Below are 24,244 nucleotides of genomic sequence, written 5' to 3'. Positions count from 1 at the left end.
TGTTGCATGTTAGCGCCCCCCGCCCCAGCCGTCCTCCATTGTTTGCGCAGGTCGGCCAACGTCCCGGGGAGGAGAAAAGTCCGCGCACAGGGGAACCAACCCCTTGCGCGCCGTATCATTGACGGATGCGTCGCGGCCTCTCCCTTTTGCTGATGGTGGTGCTGGTCCTGCGGGGCCTCACCGGCACCGCCATGGCCGCCGGGGTGTTGCCCCCGCTGCAGTCCCCAGCCGCGCCGCACAGCCACATCCAGGCCGATACCGCCCGTGCCGCCCCCCACACCCCGGCCGAGGCCCATCAGGCCCCCTCTGCCACCCATGGCGCACATGGCGCACATGGCGCACACCATGGCAGCCCCCCGCCCCCCGAAAGCACGGCCACAGAGCCCGAAGCCGAACACGATCACCACGATCACGACCATGACCACGCCTTGGTGGCCCCAGCCGCCGCCGATGTGGCCGCCTGCGATGGCGCCAGCACCGGCTGCGCTGCCCACGACCACCACGCCAGTGCCTGTTCGGCCTGCGAAATCTGCCATTCGGCCATGCTGGATGTGCCTGCAGCGCTGACCCCGGCGCACCAGCCCCCCGGCCCCCTGCGCGCCCTGAGCGCCGCGCCATTTGACAGTGCCCCGGCGGCACTGGCCATCAAACCACCCATCGCCTGATCTCCGACGCCCGAAGTGCGTCTGCACCGCCGGTCCGCCCCACCTGGGGCGTGCCGGTTGCAACGCATTGCCTGTTTTTCTCGCTGTCTGGAGATCGCCATGCGCGCCCTTTTTTACCCCCCGGCTCCACGCCTGCGGCAACCCCGCACCCGGCTGGCCTGTCTTGCACTGCTTGCAACGCTGTTCACACCGTGGGTCGCGGTGCCCACCGCCTTTGCCCAAAGCCCCCGCGCTGCCGCCCTGGCGGCCGACCCCGGTGCGGCCACGGCGCCACTGACTCATCCCGCCCCCCCACCCCCCGCCGCCTCGGCCGATCTGCCCACGGGGCAGACCTGGCAGGACGCCCACCATGCGGTCGGCCAGTTCCCGCGCGGCCACGCCGACATCGTGGTGTGGGAGAAGCAGCAGGGCACTGCAACCAAGCCGCCCGCCCCCTCGCAGCACCAGCACAGTGGCGCTGAAGCGGCCCCTGGCGCAGCCCGCAAGCCCATGCACCAGCACCACCGCAGCCACCACGGCGCCCAACCCATGCACGGGGGCAAGCCATGACTCGCCTGCCCCACCTGCAGCGCCTATCCGCCCTCGCCGCAGGCCTCGTCCTCGCAGGCTGCGCCAGCGTGTCGCCCGACGGCCTGCGCGGCGACGTGGCCGCGCTCACCCAGGGCCGCACCGGTGGCGTGCAGGCAGCCCTGCCCGCCACCGACGCCGCCGCCCGCACCATCGCGCAGCAATCCATCGAGGGCTGGCTGGCCCAGCCCCTCACACAGGACGCTGCCGTGCGCATTGCCCTGCTCAACAACCCCGGCCTGCAGGCCCGCCTGGCCGCGCTGGGCGTGGCCGACGCCGAGCGGGTGCAGGCCATCACCCTGCCCAACCCCCACTTGAGCCTGGGGCGCTTTGCCAACAGCCACGAGCGCGAAATCGAGCGCACCCTGGCCTTTGGCCTGCTGGACCTCATCACCCTGCCCTGGCGCACCCAGCGCCAGGCCGAGCGCCTGCAGATCGCCACGCTGCAAGCCGCGCAGGACGTGGTGCTGCTGGCCGCCGACACGCGCCGCGCCTGGCTGCGCGCCGTGGCGGCCGAACAGGTGGCCGCCACGCACGGCCGCATGGTGGAAGCCGCCGAGGCTGGTGCCGAACTGGCCCGCCGCATGGTGCAGGTGGGCAACTGGAGCCGCCTGCAACAGGCCCGCGAGCAGGCCACGCTGCAAGAGGCCCGCAGCCAGCACGCCCGCGCCCGCCTGGCTGCCGCCACCGCGCGCGAGGAACTCCACCGTCGCATGGGCCTGTGGGGCGTGCAAACGCAATACCAGCTGGCCGCCCAGCTGCCGCCGCTACCCACCAGCACCCTGCCCGCAGACGGCATCGAGGCCACCGCCCTGCGCGAGCGGCTCGATGTGCAGGCAGCCCGCCGCCAGCTCGACACCCAGGCCGTGCGCCAGGGCTGGAGCCGCGCGGGCGCGGTGTTTGGCGACATCGGCCTGGCGTACAGCCGCAACACCGCCACCGAGCGTGACAGCGGCCACCGCGAAATCACCCGGGGCTGGGAGCTTGAGCTGCCCCTGCCCCTGTTCGACTGGGGCGGCGCCGCACGCACCCGCGCGCAGGCCGAGGTGGAACAAAGCGCCGCCCAGCTGCAGGACACCGCCGTGCGCGCCCGCAGCGAGGTGCGCGCCGCCTGGCTCACCTACCGCACCGCACTCGACCTGGCGCGCCAGCAGCAGAGCGAGGTCGTGCCCCTGCGCCAGTTCATCGCCCAGGAGACCACGCTGCGCTACAACGGCATGCTGGCCAGCGTGTGGGACATGCTGGCCGAAGCGCGCAACAGCACGCAGGCCGTGGCCAATGCCATCGAAGCGCAGCGCGACTTCTGGCTGGCGGAGACCGACCTGCAACTCGCACTGACGGGCACATCGCCCGGCGCCCTGCAGGGCCTCACCTCCGGCGCCGCCGCCTCCACCACCCCACAAGGCCATTGACATGAACCGCCGCAATTTCTTCTCCGGCGCAGCCACGGCCGTGGCCGCCGCTTCTGTCAGCAGCGTGGCCCTGGCCGCGCTGCCCGAGCCCGCCATGCAATCGAGCGCCGACACCGCGCCGCCGCTGCACCCGCCCACGGGCCGCCCCTACAACCCCGTGGTCACGTTGAACGGCTGGACCGCGCCCTGGCGCATGAATGCAGGCGTCAAGGAATTCCACCTGGTGGCCGAGCCCGTGGTGCGCGAGGTGGCGCCCGGCTTCCTGGTCAACATGTGGGGCTACAACGGCCAGAGCCCTGGCCCCACCATCGAGGTGGTTGAGGACGATCGCGTGCGCATCTTCGTCACCAACCGCCTGCCCGAGCACACCACCATCCACTGGCACGGCCAGCGCCTGCCCAACGGCATGGACGGCGTGGGCGGGCTCAACCAGCCGGCGATTCCACCGGGCAAAACCTTTGTGTATGAGTTCGTGGCGCGCCGCCCCGGCACCTTCATGTACCACCCGCACGCCGACGAGATGGTGCAGATGGCCATGGGCATGATGGGTCTGTGGATCACCCACCCCAAAGGCATCCACCCGCAGATTGCCGCCGTGCAGCGCGACTACGCGTTTTTGCTCAACGCCTTCGACGTGGAGCCCGGCAGCATGACCCCCAAGGTCAACACCATGCTGGACCACAACATCTGGAGCTGGAACAGCCGGGTGTTCCCGGCCATCAGCCCACTGGTGGCGCGCCAGGGCGAGCGGGTGCGCATCCGCGTGGGCAACCTCACCATGACCAACCACCCCATCCACATCCACGGCCATGAGTTCGAGGTGACCGGCACCGACGGCGGCCCCGTGCCCAAAAGCGCGCGCTGGCCGGAGGTGACCACCGATGTGGCCGTGGGCCAGATGCGGCAGATCGAGCTGATGGCCGACGAGCCCGGCGACTGGGCCCTGCACTGCCACAAGAGCCACCACACCATGGGCGCCATGGGGCACGACGTGCCCACCATGATCGGCGTGGACCACCGGGGCCTGGTCGGCAAGATCCAGAAGATCGTGCCCGACTACATGGTGATGGGCGAGCGCGGCATGGCCGACATGGGTGCCATGGAGATGCCCCTGCCCGACAACACCTTCCCCATGATGACCGGCACCGGCCCCTATGGCCCGCTGGAGATGGGCGGCATGTTCACCACCTTCAAGGTGCGTGCGGGGCTGGCGGCAGGCGACTACCGCGACCCCGGCGACTACACCCAGCCACCGGGCACGCAGGCCTACGAATGGCAGGGTGCCCCGGCCAGCACACCCCGCCCCGCGCGCACCACGGCGCCGGGCACCGCCCCCGGCGCGGCCAGCGCCCGCAAACCCGCCGCCAGCGGCCACCAACACTGAGACAGGACACACCATGAATACTATTAAATTGATAGCTATTTGCGCTTTACTAGCGGGCGGAAACGCCTCTTTTGGTCATGAAAACATGCCCCATCACAACCGCAATGCCCCGGTGGTGAAGGAACAAAAGCCTTGGGGCATAGCAGGCGACACCCAGGCCGTGGCCCGCACCATCACCATCCGCATGACGGACGACATGCGCTTCACGCCCCGCCACATCGAAGTGCGTGAGGGCGAGACCGTGCGGCTGCGCGCCGAGAACAAGGGCCAGGTGCTGCACGAGATCGTGATCGGCACCAAGGCCGAGCTGGACGCGCACGCCGAGATGATGGTCAAGCACCCCGGCATGGAACACGACGAGCCCTACATGGCCCATGTGGGCGCGGGCAAGAAGGGCGACATCGTGTGGCAGTTCAACCGCGCGGGCCAGTTCGACTTTGCCTGCCTGATCGCGGGCCACTACCAGGCGGGCATGACGGGCACCATCACCGTTCGCCCGCGCAAACCATGACCCGCACCCATCCACGCAGGAGCAACACCATGACACCCACACCACGCACCACACCTGCCCAGCCCACCCGCCGCCAATGGCTGGCCGCCGCCCTGCCCGTGGCGGGCGCGGGCCTGGCCATCGCCCTGCTGCCCACCACCGCCCGCGCCGCCCCAGGCACGGCGGCCACCACGCCCGTCGAGGTCTGGAAAGACCCGAACTGCGGCTGCTGCCAGGACTGGGTGGACCACATGCAGGCCAACGGCTTTGCTGTGAAGGTGCATGCCACCGGCAACAACGCGGTGCGCGCCCGCCTGGGCCTGCCGCAAAAGCTGGGCTCGTGCCACACCGCGCTGGTGGGCGGCTATGTGGTCGAAGGCCATGTGCCCGCCAGCGACGTGCGCAAGCTGCTGCAGCAAAAGCCCAAGGCACTGGGCCTGGCGGTGCCGGGCATGCCCGTGGGCTCCCCAGGCATGGACGGCCCCGTGTATGGCGACCGGCGCGACCCCTACGACGTGCTGCTGGTGGCGCACGACGGCAGCACACGCGTGTTCAACAGCTACAACAAGAAGGCATCCACATGAAGAAGGCACTCCTTTCCATCCCGCTGGCGGCCAGCCTGGTCCTGCTTGCCGAGGGGCCCGCGCTGGCGCAGGCACCCGCCGCAACCGCATCGGACAGCCACGGCAGCCACCACCCTGCAGCCACCGCAGCGCCCGCACCACAAGCAGAGCTGAGCGAAGGCGAAATCACCCGCTGGGACCCGCGGACCCTGCGCCTCACGCTGAAGCACGGCGAGATCAAGAACCTGGAGATGCCGCCCATGACCATGGTGTTCCGGGTGGCGGACGCCAGCGTGGTGGGCGATCTGAAACCGGGTGACAAGGTGCGTTTCCGGGCCGAGCAGGTCAACGGCGCCTACCACGTCCAAAAGATTGAGAAAGCGCCCTGATGCGGTTCCAAACGCAGCATCAGGCCACTGATGCTGCGCAAGCAGGGCACTGCGCCCGGGCACCATAATCAACGGCCATGAGTTCCTCCAACGCACTGGCTGGCGACGCTGGCAGCATCACCCGCGTGGCCGGCATCGAGGTCGGCCACTTCACCGAAACCCGCCGCCCCACGGGCTGCACCGTCATCATCACCCGCGAAGGCGCCGTGGCTGGCGTGGATGTGCGTGGCGCCGCGCCAGGCACACGCGAGACGGACCTGCTGCACCCCTCCAACCTGGTGGACCAGGTGCACGCCATCATGCTGGCGGGCGGCAGCGCCTGGGGGCTGGATGCGGCCACAGGCGCCGTGCGCTGGCTCGAAGAACGCGGCGTGGGTTTTGACGTGGCCGTGGGCCGCCTGCCCATCGTGCCCGCCGCCGTGCTGTTTGACCTGCTGGTAGGCGACATGCGCGTGCGCCCTGATGCCGCTGCGGGCTACGCCGCCTGCGCGGCGGCTACCACCGCCGACCCGGCCGAAGGCAATGTGGGCGCGGGCACGGGTGCAGCCTTGGGCAAGATCTTTGGCATCCAGCGCGCGATGAAGGGCGGCATCGGCACGGCGTCCGTCACCGTGGACGGCGTCACGGTGGGCGCCCTCATCGCCTGCAATGCACTGGGCGATGTGATCGACCCCGACACCGCGCAAGTCATCGCCGGGGCCCGCACCGACGACGGCCTGCGCCTGCGCGACACACGCCGCGCCCTGCTGCGCGGCGACCCGCCTCAGCCTTTGCTGGCGGGCACCAACACCACCATCGGCGTGGTGGCCACCGACGCAGTCATCACCAAGGTGCAGGCCCACCGCCTGGCCGTGGCCGCGCACGACGGCCTGGCGCGCAGCATCAACCCGGTGCACACCATGTCGGACGGCGACACACTCTTCAGCCTGGGCACTGGCCGCAGCGGCAAGAGCCTGGGCATGATGGTGCTAGCCACCATGGCGGCCGAGGCCACGGCCATCGCCACGGCGCGGGCGGCACGGGCGGCCAGGGCCATCACCACGGCGGAGGGCTTGTACCTGCCCTCTGCCTCCGAACTGGGCTGAGGCCCACCGGGTGTGGCACTGGACCACCCCGATGCGCCGAAGACACTCCAGGCTCTCAGCAACGGTATCCAGGAACCCAGCGGACGGCGTACGAAGCCGTGCCGTACGCGGTCAAAAAAACCTTGACGGGGCTGAAAAGCAGCCCAGCATCAAGGGTTGTGACACGCCGTGGCGCCCCCGTGCAACGGGAGCGCGCGTGGCGATCTGCTCACAAAACTCTGAAAACATGGCGCTTTGACCAACAAAAGTGCATCATCGTTATCACTAGCTGGGGGGCCCATGGCATGAATGTCCTGCAAAACCTGAGCATCAAGACGCGACTTGGCATTGGTTACTTGGTTATCACCGGTGCCTTGATCCTGGTGGCCATCATGGGCCTGCACGGAGAAGCGAAGACGCAGGAGAGCCTGGACAACCAGGTCAATCACCTGAATGTGGTCAAGAGCCTGGGCAACCAGGTGCTGGATGCGGCCAACGCGCGGGCCATCTCGGCACGCAACCTGATGATTGCGGGGTCGAAAGAAGATGCCGCCGCCGAACTCCGGCTCATCGGGGCAGCGCACGACAGCATGGGGCGGGCCCTGAAGAGCGTGGAGCAGGCCCTCCAGACCGCCCCGCCCGAAACAGCGCCCCTGCGCAGCCTGCTGGCCCAGATCAAGGAGACGGAAGCCGCCTATGGGCCGATCGCGTTGGAGATCACGCGGCTGGGCAGCCAGGGCGAGAAGGACGCAGCGGTCCAGAAGATAAACACGGAATGCCGCCCTCTGCTGACCAAGCTGGTGGGCAACATCGGCACATTTCTGGCCGAGAGTGACGCCATCAGCAAGCGGGCCAGCGAGCAGTCAGTGCGCCAGTTTGAATCGCTGCGCCTGCAACTGATCGTGCTGAGTGTGGCGATGGTGGTGTTTGCCTGCGTACTGGGCATCGCCACCATGCGCTCCATCGTCAGGCCCCTGAACGAGGCCAGCCGGGCCAAGCAGGAGTTTGCGCGGGGCAACCTGGCCACGCCGCTGGTGGCGCAGGGGAGGGACGAAATCGCCACGGTGGTTGCCTCGATGGAGGCCATGCGCCAAAGCCTGTCGAACCTGGTGGCGGGGGTGCGCCAGGGGTCGGAGAGCGTCTCTACCGCCAGCGTCGAGATTGCGCAGGGCAATCAGAACCTGTCGATGCGCACCGAACAGCAGGCCAGTGCGTTGCAGCAAACTGCGGCATCGATGGAGCAGCTCGGCTCCACTGTGCGGCAGAACGCGGACAACGCGGTGAATGCCAACCGACTCGCGCATTCGGCCTCGACCGTCGCGCAGCAGGGGGGCGAAGTGGTGGCCATGGTGGTTGCCACCATGAAAGACATCAACGACTCCAGCCGCAAGATCAACGACATCATCAGCGTGATCGACGGCATCGCCTTCCAGACCAACATCCTTGCGCTGAATGCCGCCGTGGAAGCCGCCCGCGCAGGCGAGCAGGGCCGGGGCTTTGCCGTGGTGGCCAGCGAGGTGCGCAACCTGGCCCAGCGCAGCGCCGCTGCCGCCAAGGAGATCAAGCACCTGATCACCGAAAGCGTGGGGCGCGTGGAGCACGGCACCGCCCTGATGGACAAGGCAGGCCAAACCATGACCGAGGTGGTGGCCAGCATCCGCAATGTGACGCACTTCATGGGCGAGATCAGCGCTGCCAGCTCCGAACAGAGCGCGGGGGGTCACGCAGGTGGGCGAAGCGGTCACGCTGATGGACCAGGCGACCCAGCAGAATGCCGCACTGGTGGAGGAAATGGCGGCCGCCGCATCGAGCCTGCGCGGGCAGGCCGACGACCTCGTGAATGCCGTGGCGGTCTTTCGGATTCACGGCAGCGGGTCGGCACTGCTGCTCAAGTGAACAGGGTTGGGTGGCGTTACTGCGGGCGGGAGGGTGGTGCCGCGCGCAGCCCGGCCAGCAGTTCCACCAGGGGCATCGCGCGGGCGAACTTCCAGCCCTGGGCCTGGCGCACGCCGCGCGCGATCAGGAAGTCCACCTGGTCCTGCGTCTCCACGCCCTCGGCAATCAGCGCCATTTTGAGCGTGTGGGCCATTTCGATGATGTGGGTGGTGACCGGGCTGATGGCAGCCTGCGCGCCGATGCTGGCGATGAAGATGCGGTCGATCTTGAGGGTGTCGATGTCGATGGACTCCAGCATGGACAGGCTGGAGTAGCCCGTGCCGAAGTCATCCAGTGCAATCGACGCCCCGATCTGCCGCGCAGACTGCTGCGCAGGGCGCGCAGCTTCGATGTCCACCAGCCCCCGCTCGGTGACTTCCAGCATCAGCGCGCCTGCCGGAAACTCCACGGCGCTGAAACGCCGCTGCAGGTATTGCACGGGCCCGTCGGCCACCAGGTCCTGGGGCGAGAGGTTCAGGCTCACATGAAACCCCGGGCGGGCCTTGAGCAGCTCAGGCAGGTCGGCCAGCACCATGTCGATCACGTAGCGTGTGATGGAAGCGATGACCCCGGCCTTCTCGGCTTCGGCAATGAACTCGTCGGGCGGCACCAGGGTGCCATTGCGGCGGCGCCAGCGCAGCAGCGCCTCGGCCCCCACCCATTGGCCCGTTTGCAGATCGACGATGGGCTGGTAAAGGATGAAAAACTCGCGCCGACGCAGGGCTGCCCGCAGCCGCACACGCGGCGACATCTGCCACCGGGTCAGCACCGCCACGCCCAGTGCAAACAGGGCACTGGCGACCAGGCCCAGCGGCGCAAGGATCAGCGCCTGGGCCCAGAGCCCGCCGTAGGCCTGGGCCTTGGGGCTGCGGCAATGGCTGCAATGTTGTTGTCTTTCGATGCCCGGAAAACGATGTGGTGGGTGTCGCTTTCGACCTGGCTGCTGGCATGGGGGGTGTACAAAGCCAGCCACTGCGCATCCAGCGGTCCCTTGGACCGTATCAGCGCCTGCGGCGCGCTGATCAGCAACCCCAGCGAGACATCGGCGTGAAGCACCGGCATGTCGATCACGATGCCGGGGTGGATGATCACCGCGTGGCCGTTGCGGGCGTAGATGTTGAAGGGCTGATCAGGCGCAAAAGGCAGGCGGGCGCCAATCCAGCTGGCAATCCCGGTGGAGGTGACCATGTGGTTCCCAGTGAGCGGCACCAGGTCACTGCCCTGGGTTAGCGTGCTGCAGACCAGGGTGCCGTCCATCACCGACCCCATGCCTTGCAGGTAGAACGAGGTGCCCACGAGCTGCTACATGCGCGTGAGGCTGGCCTGGCTGCAGGGTGGGTGCGGGTCCCGGTCCAGCGCGTTGAGCGCGGCCACCAGCTGCTGGCGCGAGGCCACGCCGCGCCGCAGCACTTCGTCCGCCAACGACGTCAGGTAGGTGATCTGATCGTCCTTGGCTTTGCGATGGGCTACCCACAGCGAGGCCGCAATCGGAATCAGCGCCGCCAGCAGCAGTGGGATGGAGGCAACGACATAGAAGCGTTTCATCGGGCACGGCAGTGGTTGGGAATGACACAGGCAGACACAGTCTTGCCCTGGCGCGGTGCCATCATGCACGAACCGGCGCCGTGGGGCCTACGGGATTTCAACCGATGGCGCGAACTACAACCGAACGCGATGGCTGCAGGCCATCCTATGATGCAGACAGCGGGTGGCGCCCTGCGGCGAGCCCTGCCAGCCCCCCGCCCCTTATCGCAACGAGGAGAGAAAACCATGAAAGACCCGGCCTTTCGGAAACCCGCGTGGCTGCTGTGCCTGCCATTGCTCATGAGCGTCCAGGCGGTGCAGGCGCAGGACCAGGTGGTGGATTTGCAGTCCAGCGGCGGCTATACCTCCTACCGCCTGGCGGACGATGTTACCCAGGTCGATCTGGTGGAGCAGACGCAGGGCGCCTGTCGCTTCAACCGCACCTGGGGCTATGACCTGACCAACCGCGAGCTGTGGACCAACGGCGGCTGTGGCGGGCGCTTCAAGGTCACGCGCAGCTACGCCCCCGGCAGCAACAGTGGCTCCAACGCCGGAGCGGCCGTGGCGGCGGTGGCCGCCATCGCGGGGATTGCCCTGCTGGCCAACCACAACCGGCACGACAACGACCGGAGCCCCGAGTACCCGGACTACCCCCATCAGGGTGGCGACTGGGGCCGCGAGATCCGTGCGGGCGGCGGCCTGTGCCTGGATGTGCGCGGCGGCAAGTTTCAGCCCGGCACTACGCTGCAAGTGTATGAATGCAACGGCACGGCGTCGCAGCGATTCGCAGTGGGGCGCGGCGGCGAGATCCGGGTGCGCGACCTGTGCGTGGACGTAGACCGGGGCGACCCGCGCGATGGCGCGCGGGTGGTGCTGTGGTCCTGCTCGGGCTCGCGCAGCCAGAGCTGGAGCACCCGGGGCGGGCAGATCGTGAGCCAGCTCACCGGCAAATGTCTGGATGTGGAGGCCGGCCAGGTTCGCCCGGGCGCGCACACCATGGTCTGGCCCTGCAACCGCAGCCCCAGCCAGCGCTGGTGGTGGTAAGGAGTGCGTGATGATGATAAAAAAAGCCGTTCGCCGCATCTGCGCAGCCACCTGCGCTCTGGCCTCGTTGGCCTTCCTGGCTGTTGCCCCGGCAGCCCACGCAGCCGATGCCCCCGTGGCATCCCCCACCACCCCGGCCCAGCCCGCCAAAGCGGGCTCCAAGCAGGCGGCCAGGCCGCTCGCCGACCGCCTCCAGGCCATTTGCTCATCGGCCGACCTCAACCACGATGGAAACGTGTCGCTGGACGAGTTCCACCAGGACATCGTGCAGAGCTGGCACAGCCTGGGGCCCGATGCACAGGGCTACGTGCACTTGGCTCAACTGGGCCAGGTGCCCCGCATCGGTAAGGGCGCGCTGCGGAGGCTGGCTGCGGCCGACAAGGACGCTGATGGCAAGCTGTCCTTCTCGGAGGTGGTGCAGGCGCGCATGGCCTACTTCGAGGCCGCAGACGGTAATCAGGACGACCTCTTGTCCCTGCAGGAGTGCATTGCCTACGAGCGCCAGCGGCGGCGCCAGCCACAGTAAGCCGTGGGCAAGGGGGCGGTCGGTTGTCTTGCCACCCCGAGCCCCGCGCAGCCCAGCTGGTACCAGCTGGGGTTGGGGTGGCGCGGACTTCCGCCCGCCACACACTCCACGGCCCGGGATAATCGACGGGGCCGCCGAACAGACTTTCTGCGGGCGGGGCTGGAGCATCCTTTCAGTCCCGGCCCAAAGCCGTGTCGTACCTGCCCCGCTGCTTTTGTGATCTTCATCCCTATCCCATGTCCCAGGCCTTTCGCAACACCCTGCTTTCCCTGCGCGATCTGATCGTTTCCGCCGGTCCGCTCGCTTTTCTGGCCGTGGGGCTGCTGGCGCTGGCCTACTGGTGGCTCAATCCCAATCCGCCCAAAACCGTGACCCTGGCCACTGGGCCTGCGCAAAGCGCCTACGAAGAGTTTGGCAAGCGCTACCAGAAGGCACTCGCAGTGGATGGTATAGAGGTGGTGCTGTTGCCCAGCGAGGGCTCATCGCACAACCTGCAACTGCTGCGCGAAGGCAAGGCGGATGTAGCGTTTGTGCAAGGCGGAACTGCCGAACTCCTGCCCGACGACCCCGATGAACTGGTCTCTCTGGGCAACCTGTTTGTGGAGCCTGTGTGGCTGTTCTACCGCTCCGAAACGGCGCAGCGCACGTATGACACCCCCCGGCTCGACGGGTTGCGGCAACTGCGTGGCCTGCACGTGAATGTCGGATCGCAGGGAAGTGGTGTGCCCACGCTGATGGAGCGCCTGCTGGAGGCCAACAAGGTTGAGCGGGGAGCGGTCAAGCTGTCGCGCCTGGACCAGACCCCGGCCACCGTGGACTTCCTGGCGGGCAAGCTGGACGCGCTGGTGTTCGCATCGGCCCCTGAATCCCTGATGGTGCAGATGCTGCTGCAAACCCCCGGTGTCCAGTTGCTGGACTTCGCGCAGCACGAGGCCTATGCGCGGCGCTTTCCGTTCCTGACACCGGTCACCCTGCCGCGCGGCGTGGTGGACCTGGCCGCCAATGTGCCCACGCGGGACGTGCGCCTGGTGGCGTCCACCACCTCGCTGCTGGCCCGCGAGGGCACGCACCCGGCCTTGCTCACGCTGTTTGCACAGAATGCCCAGAAGCTGCACGGCGTCGCTGGCTGGTTCAACCGCGCGCGCGAGTTCCCCAATGCACGCAACAGCGAGCTGCCCATTGCCAAGGAAGCCGATCGCGCCATGAACGAGGCCGTGCCCATGCTGCAGCGTTACCTGCCCTTTTGGATTGCCAACCTGATTGAGCGCATGTGGCTGGTCCTGGGTATTCTGCTGGCGATCATGCTGCCGCTGTCGCGCATCGTGCCGCCGCTGTACCAGTTCCGCGTGCGCTCGCGCGTGTTCCGCTGGTATGGCCGCCTGCGCGAAATCGAGAGCGACCTGGAGGCCGGCAAAACCGACACGACCGAGTTGCTCAAGGCCCTGAGCGCACTGGAAGCCCAGGCCGAAAAAGTGAGCGTGCCCCTCTCCTACGCCGATGAGCTGTACGCCCTGCGCAATCACATTCACCTGGTCCGCAAAAAACTCATCCGCGCATCGGAGGGGGGAGAACCCAGGCCACTTCAGGAGGCTGCAGCCCCCTGACCGCAGGAAGCCAAGTCGGGCGACTCAGCGGCTTTTGGAAGACTTGGCGCCCGACGAGGGAGAGAGAGGCGCCGACTTGGACAGTGGCGCCATCTTGGAGCTGGACGATGGCCGCGCACCGGAAGCACGGCCGTCGGAAGACCTGCGCTCCGAGCCTGTTGCGCCTGCCGCCCCTGCACCCGCAGCATCTGCTGCGCGGCTGGAGCCCTTGGGCGGATTCGCTGGTACCACGCGCAGGGCCCCCTCCTGGGCCAGCTTATCCCGCATCCGTCGCGTCATGGACTGGGTGCTTGCGTCTGGCGCGGTGAACAGGAACAGCGTGCCATGGGGGCTGGCCCAGGTGAGCTGCGTACGCACCACGCGCCCATTGGTCACCAATTCAACCCATGCACCGATCACAAAATCGGCATAGGGGTCGGGCACTTCCACAGGCTGTGTACTGCTGCCCTCGGTCTCTTCGGGCGCCGCAGGCGGCGCTTCGACGGCTACGGCCTCGGGGGGGACCTCCACCGCAGGCTCTGGCGCAACGACGGGCGCAGGCTTTTCAAAGGCCTCCTGGTGCAAACCCACCAAGCGCTGCAGCAAGGCACTGGTCTGGACTGCGGGGTAGTTGACGGTCTTGAGGCCCTTGCGCAGCTTGGCGAGCAGCCCGGGAATGGCTTCATTGAGCCGGTCCGGCTCTTGCCGTGTCAAGTTCGGCTGGGCACTCCAGAGCAGCACGGGCACCAGCGCCAGGTACCCCCCCGGGTCGTCCTTGCCGCCGTCGCTGTTCATCACCTGTGCCAGGGCAATCACGTCGGCCCAGGGGCCTGCGGCGAAATCAAGAATGTCGGCAGGTACCTGCTCCAGGTCAGGCAGCTTGCGGATATCCGCCGCCACCTTTTCAGCCAGCAGCTCCCGCTGCTCGGCATGCAGGCGGGCTTTTTCCTCGGCTTCCTGCTCTGCCTTGATTTTCTGTTCTTGCTTGTCCCATGCCGACTGCAGCGCCTTGAGCACGGTATCGAAAGGACCAGCGTCTTTGATCTCGTTGGTGGACAGGTGCTCAACGGCTTCCGTCACCAAGCGCATGAAACGGCTGAATCCCTGGTCTGTCTCTGCGGTAAAGGCTAGGCTGCGCTGGGTCAGCTCGTCAAGCAGGCGACGTGCGGGATGGGTGCCATCGGTAAAAAAGCGCCCATCGTGGTGCACCAGTTGCTTGAGTGCGGGCTCCAGGCTCTTGACCGCCAGCTGGACCGGGGGCAGCAAACGCGCATCCTGCGCGATGTTCGCCATCATGCGGCCCACCACCTCCACCGCCATGGCGGTGGACTGCGTCGCAGCCTCCATGGGCATGGAGGCATACACCACCGGCGCCACCCCAGGGCCGCGCCATCCTGACAAAGGCACCGGCAATGATCCGCCTTGGCTGGCACCAGCGCCACCCGCCAGGCGCCCCACCAGCCGCTCCAGCTGGGCCATGTCCTCGATGGCCTCGGCTGCCGCTCCCGGGGGGAAATACGCCCCGGACAGCGAAGACTGCGCGCTGGCCGTGCCCGCGCGGGGATCCACCCATCCGGGCTGCCCTGCCACAGGTTGCGCAACCACGGCCCCATAACCTGGGGGGGCAAACGGATCGCCACCGGCCAGCATCTGGCGCAGGATGCCCACCGTGAGCAGGGCTTCTTCAGCCGCATCCACCGCCGCCAACATGGGGGCTTGCTGGGAGTCTCCGCTCCAGCCCGTGGACGGCCCCACACCCCGGCCGTAGCCGGTGTTGCCGTAGTCGCCCATGGGGGCATTCATTGAATGGCCATAGCCCGAGTACCCGGTGCCATAGCTGGTGCCAGGACCACCATAGCCCCCCTGCCCATAGCCCGTGCCCGGGCCGCTGTTGCGGCCGCCGCCACCCGATGGCGTGCCCAGCACGGCATAGCCCACTGGCTGGACACCATGCTCGCGCAGGCTCTTGGCGGTGTTTTTGTATTCCTCTACGAGCAGCTTGCCCAGCAAGTCCCGCATGTGCTGCATCCAGAGCTGCCGGACTTCGGGGGACACGCCCGTATCGCTGACTACCCGCTGCAGAGCCCGTATGTAACTTTCGGGGCGCAACGGGTTGCGCTCGGGCTGCACACTGCGCAATCCCTGAGCAGCGCTGACCAGGGTATTGAGTTCAGCCAGAACGGCATCGGTGGCATGCAAGGCCGATTGCTGGGCCTTGGAGAGTTCCACCTGCGCCAGCATCTCGTTTTCGTCCATGAGCGACAGCTCACCGAAATCCATGCCGGTGTCGTCGGCAGAACTGCGCCCCTTGGCAACGGCAGGCCCCTCGGCAAAGATTTCCAGCAGGGCCATGGGATAGCCCTTGACCAGCGCAGCCTCATGCTGGTTGAGGTAACGCAGGCTGTCGCTGATCAGGTTGCGCTGCTGGATGCCGACACTGCCCGTCTCTTCCTCCGCCAAGGCCCCTTGGGTGACCTTGACCAGCTGCTGCATCAATGCCTCGCCCCCGCGCACGGCGTTGACGACACAGGCACGAAACACGGTTCTCGTACGAGACGCAGGCTGGGACATGGTGGGGAGGAGTCGGCGAACAGGTTTCCAGTTGCAATCCTACTTGACCTGAAGGCTGGATTCAGGTCTTTGAACCGCCTACCGGTGGCTTATTTCAGGGCTTTGTAACGCATCCGCTTGGGTTTAGCACCCTCCTCGCCCAGACGCTTCTTCTTGTCGGCCTCGTACTCCTGGTAATTGCCGTCAAAGAACGTCCACTGGCTGTCACCTTCGGCCGCCAGGATGTGGGTGGCAATCCGGTCCAGGAACCAGCGATCGTGGCTGATTACCAACATCGTGCCAGCAAACTCCAGCAGTGCATCTTCCAAAGCACGCAAGGTTTCCACGTCCAGATCGTTGGACGGCTCATCGAGCATCAGTACGTTGCCGCCCGCAATCAGGGTCTTGGCCAGGTGCAAACGACCGCGCTCCCCCCCGGAGAGCATGCCAACCTTCTTTTGCTGGTCGCCGCCATTGAAGTTGAACCGGCCGCAGTAGGCGCGGCTGGCCATCTGGAACTTGCCGACGTTGAGGATGTCCAGGCCGCCCGAGACGTCTTCCCACACCGTCTTGTCGTTGGACAGGTCGTCACGGTGCTGGTCCACGAAGGCCATCTTGACGGTGGAGCCGATGACGACTTCGCCCGAATCGGGCTTTTCCTTGCCGGCGATCAGTTTGAACAGCGTGGACTTGCCAGCGCCGTTGGGCCCGATGATGCCGACGATGGCGCCCGCAGGGATGTTGAAGCTCAGATTGTCGATCAGCACCCGGTCGCCAAACGATTTGGTGACGTTCTTGAACTCGATCACCTGGCTGCCGAGGCGGTCAGCCACGGGGATGAAGATTTCGTTCGTTTCGTTGCGCTTCTGGTATTCGTAATCGCTCAGTTCCTCAAAGCGGGCCAGACGGGCCTTGCTCTTGGCCTGGCGGGCCTTGGGGTTCTGGCGCGACCATTCAAGTTCCTTCTTCAGGGCCTTGGCGCGGGCTTCCTCACCCTTTTGTTCGGCTTCCAGACGGGCGCCCTTCTGGGTCAGCCAGTCGGAGTAATTGCCCTTGTACGGAATGCCGGACCCACGGTCCAGTTCCAAAATCCATTCGGCGGCGTTGTCCAGGAAGTAGCGATCGTGGGTAATGGCCACCACGGTGCCGGAGTAGCGCTGCAGGAACTGCTCCAGCCAGTCCACCGATTCGGCGTCCAAGTGGTTGGTAGGCTCGTCGAGCAGCAGCATGTCGGGCTTGGACAGCAGCAGGCGGCACAAGGCCACGCGGCGCTTTTCACCACCGGAGAGCACGCCAATGTTGGCGTCCCATGGAGGCAGGCGCAGCGCGTCAGCAGCAATTTCAAGCTGGTGTTCCGAGTCGGTACCGGCGGTGGCAATGATGGCTTCCAGCTCGGCCTGTTCGGCGGCCAGCGCGTCAAAGTCGGCATCTTCGGCGCCGTAGGCGGTGTAGACCTCTTCGAGGCGCGCCTTGGCGGCGAACACCTTGCCCATGGCCGCTTCCACGCTCTCGCGCACGGTTTGTGTCGGGTCCAGCTGGGGTTCCTGGGGCAGATAGCCAATGTTCAGACCGGCCATGGGGATGGCCTCGCCTTCGATTTCCTTGTCAAGGCCCGCCATGATCTTCAGGAGGGTGGACTTGCCGGAGCCGTTGGTCCCCAGCACGCCAATCTTGGCGCCCGGGAAGAAGCTCAGGGAAATGTCTTTGAGGATCTGGCGCTTGGGCGGCACGATCTTGCCGACGCGGTTCATGGAAAATACGTATTGGGCCATTTGCTTGTGTCTTAAACCTGCGAAAGTGGGCAGAAGAAATTCTGCGTGCAAACCGAGATTATCGGGCCATGCGACAATACCCGTCGTAGCGAGCTCCAGTTGCCCGCTGCATCAGCACACTGCTGGGGACGAAAGAAGCACCCTGCTTCCGGGCTCCCAATCCTGAACCTCATCGGCTTGAGACTGGCTCGGCAACCCCCGGTTGCACGACAGGCCGATACCCAGCGCCCCGGACGGGCGCATCCAAAGACATGACATTTGACGAACTGAACCTGGCTCCTGCCATCCTGAAGGCCGTGCACGAAACGGGCTACGAGACCCCCACGCCCATTCAGGCCCAGGCCATTCCCGCTGTTCTGGAAGGTCACGACCTTCTGGCCGGCGCCCAGACTGGCACCGGCAAGACCGCCGCGTTCACCCTGCCCATGCTGCACCGCCTCTCGCAAGGCGCAGCCCCCAAGAACAAGTTCGGCGGCAAGGGCATCCGCGCCCTGGTGCTGACCCCCACCCGCGAACTGGCCGCCCAGGTGGAAGAGTCCGTACGCGAATACGGCAAATACCTCGACATCAACTCCACCGTCGTCTTCGGCGGTGTGGGCATGAACCCCCAAATCGACCGCATCAAGCGCGGCGTGGACATCCTGGTGGCCACCCCCGGCCGCCTGCTGGACCTCCAGCAGCAGGGCTTCCTGGACCTGTCCACCGTGGAAGTGCTGGTGCTCGACGAAGCCGACCGCATGCTGGACATGGGCTTCATTCACGACGTGAAGAAGGTGCTGGCCCTGGTGCCCAAGGACAAGCAAAGCCTGCTGTTCTCGGCCACCTTCAGCGACGAGATCCGCGACCTGGCCAACACCCTGCTCAAGAACCCGCAAAGCATCCAGGTCACCCCCCGCAACACCACGGTGCAGCGCATCACCCAGGTGATTCACCCCGTGGGCCGTGGCAAGAAGAAGCAGGTGTTGCTGCACATCATCCAGCAGCACAACTGGAGCCAGGTGCTGGTGTTCACCCGCACCAAGTTCGGCGCCAACAACGTGGCCGAGTTCCTGACCAAGAACGGCGTTCAAGCCATGGCGCTGCACGGCAACAAGAGCCAGAGCGCCCGCACACAGGCCCTGGCAGGCTTCAAGAGCGGTGACATCCGCGCGCTGGTGGCGACCGACATCGCAGCACGCGGCATCGACATCGACGACCTGCCCCATGTGGTGAACTACGAAATCCCGAACGTCTCGGAAGACTATGTGCACCGCATTGGCCGCACCGGCCGCGCAGGCGCAACGGGCGAAGCCGTGAGCCTGGTCTGCATGGACGAAGAAGGCTTCATGATGGAGATCGAGCGCTTCACCAAGCAGCAGATCCCCGTGCAGGTCATTGAAGGCTTTGGCCCCGATGCCGGTGAAAAGGCCGAGCCCATCGCCATGGGCCGCCAAACCATCTGGGGCGGCGCAGGCAAGCCCCCGAGCCGTGACGTGATGCAGGCAGCCGCCAAGGCCGCCCGCAGCGAAATGATGGAACGTATTCGCACCAACAAGGCCGGCCAGGGCGCTGGCAATGGCGGCGGCGTCGGCGAGCGCGGCCTCCGCCCTGCCGGTGGTGGCAATGGCGGCGGTGGCCGTGGCGGGCGCGCCGGTGGCGGTGCTGCAGCGAATGGCGGTGGCAATGGCCCGCGTGGCGGCCGTGCCGGTGGTGGTCAGGGCGGCGGCGCACGTGCCGGTGGCCAAGCCCCTGCACGCGGTCGCTCCGGTGGCGGTGGTTACGAGGGTGGCGGCGGCAATCGCTATGACGACTCGCAACCCCCACGCGCCAATGCCCACCTGGGTACACACTCGGGCCACAGCAACCCCGGCAACCGCCACTCGGGCCATTCGGCTGGTGGACAGCCTGACCCCATGCGCACCAGCGTAGACAGCATGGGCGGCGGCGGTCGCCGTGGTGGTGGCGGTTATCGTGGCGGCAACGGTGGAGGTGGCGGCTATGGCGGCGGCAATTCTGGTGGCCGGGGCAACGGGCCTCGTGGGTCGGGCGGTCCTCGCGGCTCTTTTAACCGCTGACACAATCCCGTCGAGGGGCCACGCAGCGGCGCCAATGGCCGCTGCAGGCACCTCGCCGCCTGTTTCAACAGACTCCCCGGGCGCAGCCACCATCCATGTGCTGCATGCCCGGGACCGGCGCCCTCCGGCGCTGGCCCATCCTCGGCTGCAACTGCATGCGGTCGATTTTTCCGACCTGCCCCCATTGCCGACGGTGGACGATGTCTACATCACCCTGGGCACCACCATTGCGGCGGCGGGCAGCCAGAGCGCTTTTCGCAAGGTGGACTACGACGCGGTGATGGCCACAGCCCAGGCCGCACGTGCCGCTGGCGCAAGCCGCTGCGGCGTGGTGACTGCCATGGGCGCGAATCCGCATTCACGCATCTTCTACAACCGCGTCAAGGGCGAGGTCGAGCGCGACCTGCAGGCCCTGGGCTTTGCCACCCTGGTCGTTGCCCGCCCCTCTTTGCTGATCGGCGAGCGCCAGGCTTTGCAGCAGGCTGCACGCCCGGCCGAATCCCTCTCGATCCAGCTCTTCAAATGGCTGGACCCGCTCATTCCCGACAACTACCGAGCCCGCCCCGGCACCGATGTGGGGCGTGCGCTGGTCCATGCCGTACAGTCAGGCCCGCCCGGGCTGCAGGTGCTGTCGGGCCGCGCGCTGCGGCCGACTTGACGCTGGCCCAGCTCCAGCGCTTGAGATCTGACCCGCAAGTTTTTTGCCCCTACGGATTCCCCGCCTCCTACTCCTCATGCGCCCCAACGACCCACCCCAGCCCCTGGCCACCCTGATGGTGGCCACCTGCAATGTGTTGAACCTGGCCAACCCCGGGCGCATGTTCTATGAAAACCAGGACCCCTACAGCGCCGCAGAGTTCGAGCGCAAGCTCACCTGGCTGGGGGAGCGCCTGCGCGTGCTCAATGCTGATGTGTTGGCAGTGCAAGAGGTCTGGGACGAAGCCGCCTTCAAGGGCGCCCTCAGCCGCAGCGGCCTGCGCTACGACTTTGTGGCCGTCCCCGGTGCCGAGAACGACGCCGAGCGCCATGGCGCGCAAGGTACACCCCGCGTGGGCATTGCCACGCGGCTCAAAGTGGATGCTTTGCAGTCGTTTGCTGACTTCCCCCCGGGCTTCCAGGTGGAGGTGCCCGGCATGGGGCCGCACACCCGCTTCGAGCGCCCACCCCTGGTCGCCACGCTGCGCATGAAACATGGTCAGACCCTCAATGTGCTGACCGCACACCTCAAATCCAAACGCCCCAAGTTCCTGCAGGATGCACAGGGCAACCCCACCGAGGACCGCGACGACCGCAAGGTGATGGCGTTGGCATCGCTGCGCTCGCTGGTCATGCGGGGTGCTGAAGCCATGGCGCTGCGCTGCCTGATCATCGACCTGCTGCACCGCACCAGCATCCCGCTGGTGGTGCTGGGCGACTTCAACGACACGCCTGACAGCGTGACCACCCAGCTCATCTGCGCCACCACCGAGATCGCATACGACCGATCGGCGCGGGATGTGGCACTGTTCAACGCCTATGACCTCCAGGGCGAGGCTGCCCTGAAAAAAGACGTGGCGTATTCGCACATCCACCAGGGTTCGCCCTCCGTGCTTGACCAGATCCTGGTGAGCGAAGAGTTCATGGCCACCGGGCGCAACAGCGTGGGTGATGTGCGCCGGGTGGACTACTTCAACGACCACCTGCACGAAGGCCGCGACCGCACCCGGTCCGACCATGGGTTTGTGCGTGCGCTGCTGCGGCTCAAGATGCCGCCCGCAACACCACAGTCGCCACCATAGCCATCGCCACAAGACCATTCGGCCTGGAGTGCAGACCCCTCGCCATGTCAACCAGCGCATTGCAACGGGATGTACGCCGATACAGCTTGGCACAACTGCACAGGTAACATCCATGGCACAGACGCCCCCAGCGAGGCATCCCTTGGCAGAACACCCATGACCATGCACCCATCTCTTCGCCGCACGCCCCACGCAGGGACAGACACCGCCCGCCCCGTCACGGCTTCCTTGCGGGCCATGCGCTGGACGGTCTCAGCCACCCTCGCTGCCCTGCTGCTGACGGCCTGTGGCAGCACACCGCTGCCCCCCTGGCCCTCCACACCAGCCGCCCAGCGGCCCACCGCTCCAGCCCCGCTGCCACGCGCGCAGCAGGGTACGGTGGTGCCTGCGCCGCTGGGCCAGCAGCAACTGCCACCGCAGCAGCCGCCACAGCGCGCAGCCGTGGTGTCCACCCCTCTGCCCCCGGCTGCACCGTTGGTGGTGCAGAACGAAGGCCCCATGGCGCCGCCCTACAGCGCCGCCGTTGCCGCACGTTTCCCCAATCCACCCATTTCCTACAACACTCCGGGGTTGGCACAGGATCGCCGGGCTTTCACCACCAACGCCGAGCTGGGCCAATGGCTGCGGTCCCTCTCGGATGCAGTCCCCCGTGGCGCCACACGCACCAAGCTGCTCAACATCGGTACCTCGCAGCGCGGCGAGCCCATCCAGGGGCTGCTGCTCACCCGCGCGGCAGGCACGGACCCCGCCAGCCTGGACAACAGCGGCCGCCCCACGGTGGTGCTGATCGGCCAGCAGCATGGTGACGAGCCCGCAGGCAGCGAAGCCTTGCTGGTCATCAGCAGTGAACTGGCCCAGGGGCTGCTGGAGCCGCTGCTGGACCGCATCAACGTGGTGGTGGTGCCCCGCGCCAATCCCGATGGTGCCGAGGTCGGCACCCGCGTCACGGCCAATGGCACAGACATGAACCGCGACCACCTGCTGCTCAACACCCCCGAGGCCCGCGCACTGGCCCGGGTCATCAACGACTACCGTCCCATCCTGGTGGTGGATGCCCACGAATACACCGTGGTGGGCCGATACCTGCAGAAGTTCAACGCCGTCCAGCGCTACGACGCCCTGCTGCAGTACACCACCACAGCCAACTACCCCGAGTTCCTGACCAAGGCATCGCAAGAGTGGTACCACCAGCCCATGGTGGCCGCGCTCAAGGCCCAGGGCATCACCAGCGACTGGTACTACACCACCTCGACCAACCTGGAGGACAAGCGCATCTCCATGGGCGGCACGCAGCCCGACACGGGGCGCAACGTCAATGGCCTCAAGAACACCGTCAGCCTGCTCATCGAGACACGCGGCGTGGGCATTGGCCGCATGCACATCCAGCGCCGTGTGCATTCGCAGGTTACCGCCATCTCCAGCGCCCTGCGCAGCACGGCCGAGCGGGCCGCCAACCTCGAACAGGTGCGTTCTTTTGTCGCCCGGGACGTGAGCGCCCAGGCCTGCCGCGATCAGGTGGTGGTAGAGGCTGCAGCCACCCCCACCCAACGGGACCTGGACTTCCTGGACCCGGAGACCGGTGCAGACCGCACCATCCGCGTGGACTGGAACTCGTCGCTCACCCTGCGTGCCACCAAGTCGCGCGCACGTCCCTGCGGATACTGGCTGGCGGCGGGCTCCACAGCGGCGGTGGAGCGCCTGCGGCTGCTGGGCCTGCAAGTGATGCGTGTGGCCGAGCCCGGCGCCATGCTGGCCGAAACCTACCGGGAAACCGCGCGCGAAACCGGCGACCGCCAGGACGTGATTGGCACCATTGCCGGCGGCACCGGCATCGTACGTGTCCAGGTGTCCACAGTGCGCAGCGCTGTGGATGCTCCGGCAGGCAGCTTCTACGTCCCGCTGAACCAACCCCGCGCCAATCTGGCCGTGGCCGCGCTGGAGCCAGACACGCAGAACAGCTACTTCGCCAACCGGATGATCGAAGACCTGGGCCAGATGGCCCGTGTCATGGCCACGCCCGCCTTGGTGTTTGAAGAAACCGAGTAATTCGTAAACCACGCCCCAACGGAAGGGCGCGGCACCCTCGGCCGCTGTAGCGGCAGAGCAGACCGCCTGCGCAGAGAGGGCCTGCGGTCACCAAAACGTGCAGACGCCCCGGTGGCAGCGAGGGGTGTTTGACGGCCGACATGGCCAGCCTGCTTCGGGCGGGCCATTTCAGAGCAGGCGCAGGCGCGGTGGGTGATTCCAGGAAAAAGCGACAGCATGGGGTTGCTATAAAATATATAGCAACAAATCCTTTATGGTAGCGCGCAGAGCCCTTTTTTTCTTGGCGGTTTAAACAACGAAGTGCACGTAGCCAAAAGGTAGGCCCAGACAAGTGAGTGAAGATGACTTGTGTGACCTGCCAGTCAACCCAAGTGCACCATGAACTACACCCATCTGAGCCAAAGCGAACGTTACCAAATCCAATGTCTGCGCGACGTGGGGCTGTCGATCACGCAGACAGCCCTGCGCCTGGGGCGCCACCGCAGCACCATTGCCCGCGAGATCCGGCGCAACAGCAGCGCCAGCAAGGTGTACCAAGCCCCAAGAGCCCATCAACAGGCTCTTGCGCGCCAAAGCGGCCAGACCAACGCTCAGCGCTTTGACGATGCCCAGTGGGCGCTGGTGCTGTCGTATCTGCAGCTGGACCTGTCGCCTCAGCAGGCAGCAGCCCGCCTGGGGCTGGAAAGGCGCCTGCGCATCAGCCACACCTGCATCTACAACCGGCTGCGCCGCATGGGGCAGGTTGCACCGCGCCTGCGTTGCGGCCAGCACCGGCGCAAGGCACACACGGGTGCGGGGCAGCTGCGCGATCGCGTGGGCATCGCACAGCGCCCCGCCATCGTGGACAAGCGAGCGCGCCTGGGTGACTGGGAGGGCGACACCATCGCCTCGGGTGCGG

At 66.8% G+C, this 24,244-nt stretch carries 21 protein-coding genes and 1 pseudogene; 17 read left to right on the top strand and 5 right to left on the bottom strand.

Translation table 11 applies throughout. From position 1 onward, the window contains the following. Nucleotides 1–125 precede the first annotated feature (125 nt). The 9 genes and pseudogenes from ACYZGB_RS07130 to ACYZGB_RS07090 all read left to right on the top strand — a co-directional run bounded on the left by ACYZGB_RS07130 (nt 126) and on the right by ACYZGB_RS07090 (nt 8,430). Nucleotides 126–665 (top strand): hypothetical protein, encoded by a 540-nt coding sequence (locus ACYZGB_RS07130; protein ID WP_462387561.1) that lies wholly within the window; start codon nt 126–128, stop codon nt 663–665. 99 nt (nt 666–764) lie between these two features. Beyond that, nucleotides 765–1,214 carry a hypothetical protein gene (locus ACYZGB_RS07125; RefSeq protein WP_462387560.1) on the top strand — a complete coding sequence of 150 codons (450 nt, stop codon included), beginning with the start codon at nt 765–767 and terminating at the stop codon, nt 1,212–1,214. Further along, nucleotides 1,211–2,644, top strand: coding sequence for a TolC family protein (locus ACYZGB_RS07120; RefSeq protein ID WP_462387559.1), 1,434 nt, complete (start codon nt 1,211–1,213; stop codon nt 2,642–2,644). The genes ACYZGB_RS07125 and ACYZGB_RS07120 overlap by 4 nt, the downstream gene beginning before the upstream one ends. A 1-nt stretch (nt 2,645) precedes the next feature. Beyond that, nucleotides 2,646–4,028: a multicopper oxidase family protein gene (locus ACYZGB_RS07115; protein ID WP_462387558.1), complete on the top strand. Its 1,383-nt coding sequence runs from the start codon at nt 2,646–2,648 to the stop codon at nt 4,026–4,028. 13 nt (nt 4,029–4,041) lie between these two features. Next, nucleotides 4,042–4,539: a cupredoxin domain-containing protein gene (locus ACYZGB_RS07110; RefSeq protein WP_252658306.1), complete on the top strand. Its 498-nt coding sequence runs from the start codon at nt 4,042–4,044 to the stop codon at nt 4,537–4,539. A 29-nt stretch (nt 4,540–4,568) separates the two neighbouring features. Then, nucleotides 4,569–5,102, top strand: a complete 534-nt coding sequence (locus tag ACYZGB_RS07105) for a DUF411 domain-containing protein (protein WP_462387557.1) — start codon at nt 4,569–4,571, stop codon at nt 5,100–5,102. Further along, complete coding sequence (locus ACYZGB_RS07100; protein WP_462387556.1) at nt 5,099–5,470, top strand: copper-binding protein; 372 nt, start codon at nt 5,099–5,101, stop codon at nt 5,468–5,470. The genes ACYZGB_RS07105 and ACYZGB_RS07100 overlap by 4 nt, the downstream gene beginning before the upstream one ends. 77 nt (nt 5,471–5,547) lie before the next feature. Beyond that, nucleotides 5,548–6,555: a P1 family peptidase gene (locus ACYZGB_RS07095; protein ID WP_462387555.1), complete on the top strand. Its 1,008-nt coding sequence runs from the start codon at nt 5,548–5,550 to the stop codon at nt 6,553–6,555. A gap of 284 nt (nt 6,556–6,839) precedes the next feature. After that, a pseudogene (locus ACYZGB_RS07090) lies at nt 6,840–8,430 on the top strand (methyl-accepting chemotaxis protein). 16 nt (nt 8,431–8,446) lie between these two features. On the opposite strand, the gene ACYZGB_RS07085 reads toward ACYZGB_RS07090, so the two are convergent. Genes ACYZGB_RS07085 through ACYZGB_RS07075 form a run of 3 tightly spaced genes read right to left on the bottom strand, consistent with a single transcriptional unit; the run spans nt 8,447 to nt 10,014 of the window. After that, nucleotides 8,447–9,244 (bottom strand): EAL domain-containing protein, encoded by a 798-nt coding sequence (locus ACYZGB_RS07085; protein ID WP_462387554.1) that lies wholly within the window; start codon nt 9,242–9,244, stop codon nt 8,447–8,449. Between the two features lie 47 nt (nt 9,245–9,291). Continuing rightward, a complete protein-coding gene (locus tag ACYZGB_RS07080) occupies nt 9,292–9,765 on the bottom strand; it encodes a CSS-motif domain-containing protein (protein ID WP_462387553.1) in 474 nt (157 codons plus the stop codon). A 6-nt stretch (nt 9,766–9,771) separates the two neighbouring features. Then, nucleotides 9,772–10,014 carry a hypothetical protein gene (locus tag ACYZGB_RS07075; protein ID WP_462387552.1) on the bottom strand — a complete coding sequence of 81 codons (243 nt, stop codon included), beginning with the start codon at nt 10,012–10,014 and terminating at the stop codon, nt 9,772–9,774. Nucleotides 10,015–10,239: 225 nt separating this feature from the next. Between ACYZGB_RS07075 and ACYZGB_RS07070 the strand changes: the two genes are divergently transcribed. The 3 genes from ACYZGB_RS07070 to ACYZGB_RS07060 all read left to right on the top strand — a co-directional run bounded on the left by ACYZGB_RS07070 (nt 10,240) and on the right by ACYZGB_RS07060 (nt 13,167). Further along, on the top strand, nt 10,240–11,037 hold the full coding sequence (locus ACYZGB_RS07070; protein ID WP_462387551.1) for a lectin: 798 nt from the start codon (nt 10,240–10,242) through the stop codon (nt 11,035–11,037). Between the two features lie 10 nt (nt 11,038–11,047). Further along, the gene (locus ACYZGB_RS07065) at nt 11,048–11,563 is read left to right on the top strand and encodes a CREC-EF hand family protein (RefSeq protein ID WP_462387550.1); all 516 of its coding nucleotides are present in this window, start codon (nt 11,048–11,050) and stop codon (nt 11,561–11,563) included. A gap of 236 nt (nt 11,564–11,799) precedes the next feature. After that, nucleotides 11,800–13,167, top strand: a complete 1,368-nt coding sequence (locus ACYZGB_RS07060) for a TAXI family TRAP transporter solute-binding subunit (RefSeq protein ID WP_462387549.1) — start codon at nt 11,800–11,802, stop codon at nt 13,165–13,167. Between the two features lie 24 nt (nt 13,168–13,191). Here the strand turns inward: ACYZGB_RS07060 and ACYZGB_RS07055 are convergent, their stop codons facing one another. After that, a complete protein-coding gene (locus ACYZGB_RS07055) occupies nt 13,192–15,717 on the bottom strand; it encodes a DUF1631 family protein (protein WP_462387548.1) in 2,526 nt (841 codons plus the stop codon). Between the two features lie 89 nt (nt 15,718–15,806). Next, a complete protein-coding gene (gene ettA, locus ACYZGB_RS07050; RefSeq protein ID WP_462387547.1) occupies nt 15,807–17,468 on the bottom strand; it encodes an energy-dependent translational throttle protein EttA in 1,662 nt (553 codons plus the stop codon). Between the two features lie 251 nt (nt 17,469–17,719). Here ettA and ACYZGB_RS07045 point away from each other — a divergent pair, with 251 nt between their 5' ends. The 5 genes from ACYZGB_RS07045 to ACYZGB_RS07025 form a co-directional block, all read left to right on the top strand. After that, the gene (locus ACYZGB_RS07045; RefSeq protein WP_462387546.1) at nt 17,720–19,522 is read left to right on the top strand and encodes a DEAD/DEAH box helicase; all 1,803 of its coding nucleotides are present in this window, start codon (nt 17,720–17,722) and stop codon (nt 19,520–19,522) included. Nucleotides 19,523–19,556: 34 nt separating this feature from the next. Beyond that, nucleotides 19,557–20,180 carry a Rossmann-fold NAD(P)-binding domain-containing protein gene (locus tag ACYZGB_RS07040; RefSeq protein WP_462387545.1) on the top strand — a complete coding sequence of 208 codons (624 nt, stop codon included), beginning with the start codon at nt 19,557–19,559 and terminating at the stop codon, nt 20,178–20,180. A gap of 76 nt (nt 20,181–20,256) precedes the next feature. Further along, nucleotides 20,257–21,300, top strand: a complete 1,044-nt coding sequence (locus ACYZGB_RS07035; RefSeq protein ID WP_462387544.1) for an endonuclease/exonuclease/phosphatase family protein — start codon at nt 20,257–20,259, stop codon at nt 21,298–21,300. A gap of 156 nt (nt 21,301–21,456) precedes the next feature. Beyond that, nucleotides 21,457–23,346 carry a M14 family metallopeptidase gene (locus ACYZGB_RS07030; RefSeq protein WP_462387543.1) on the top strand — a complete coding sequence of 630 codons (1,890 nt, stop codon included), beginning with the start codon at nt 21,457–21,459 and terminating at the stop codon, nt 23,344–23,346. Nucleotides 23,347–23,724: 378 nt separating this feature from the next. Further along, a partial coding sequence (locus ACYZGB_RS07025; protein WP_462387542.1) for an IS30 family transposase occupies nt 23,725–24,244 on the top strand: 520 nt, incomplete at its 3' end.

Source organism: Acidovorax sp. Q11 (assembly GCF_054950075.1).
The sequence above is the reverse complement of the archived record's forward strand: the minus strand, read 5'-3'. Positions and strand labels throughout refer to the sequence as shown.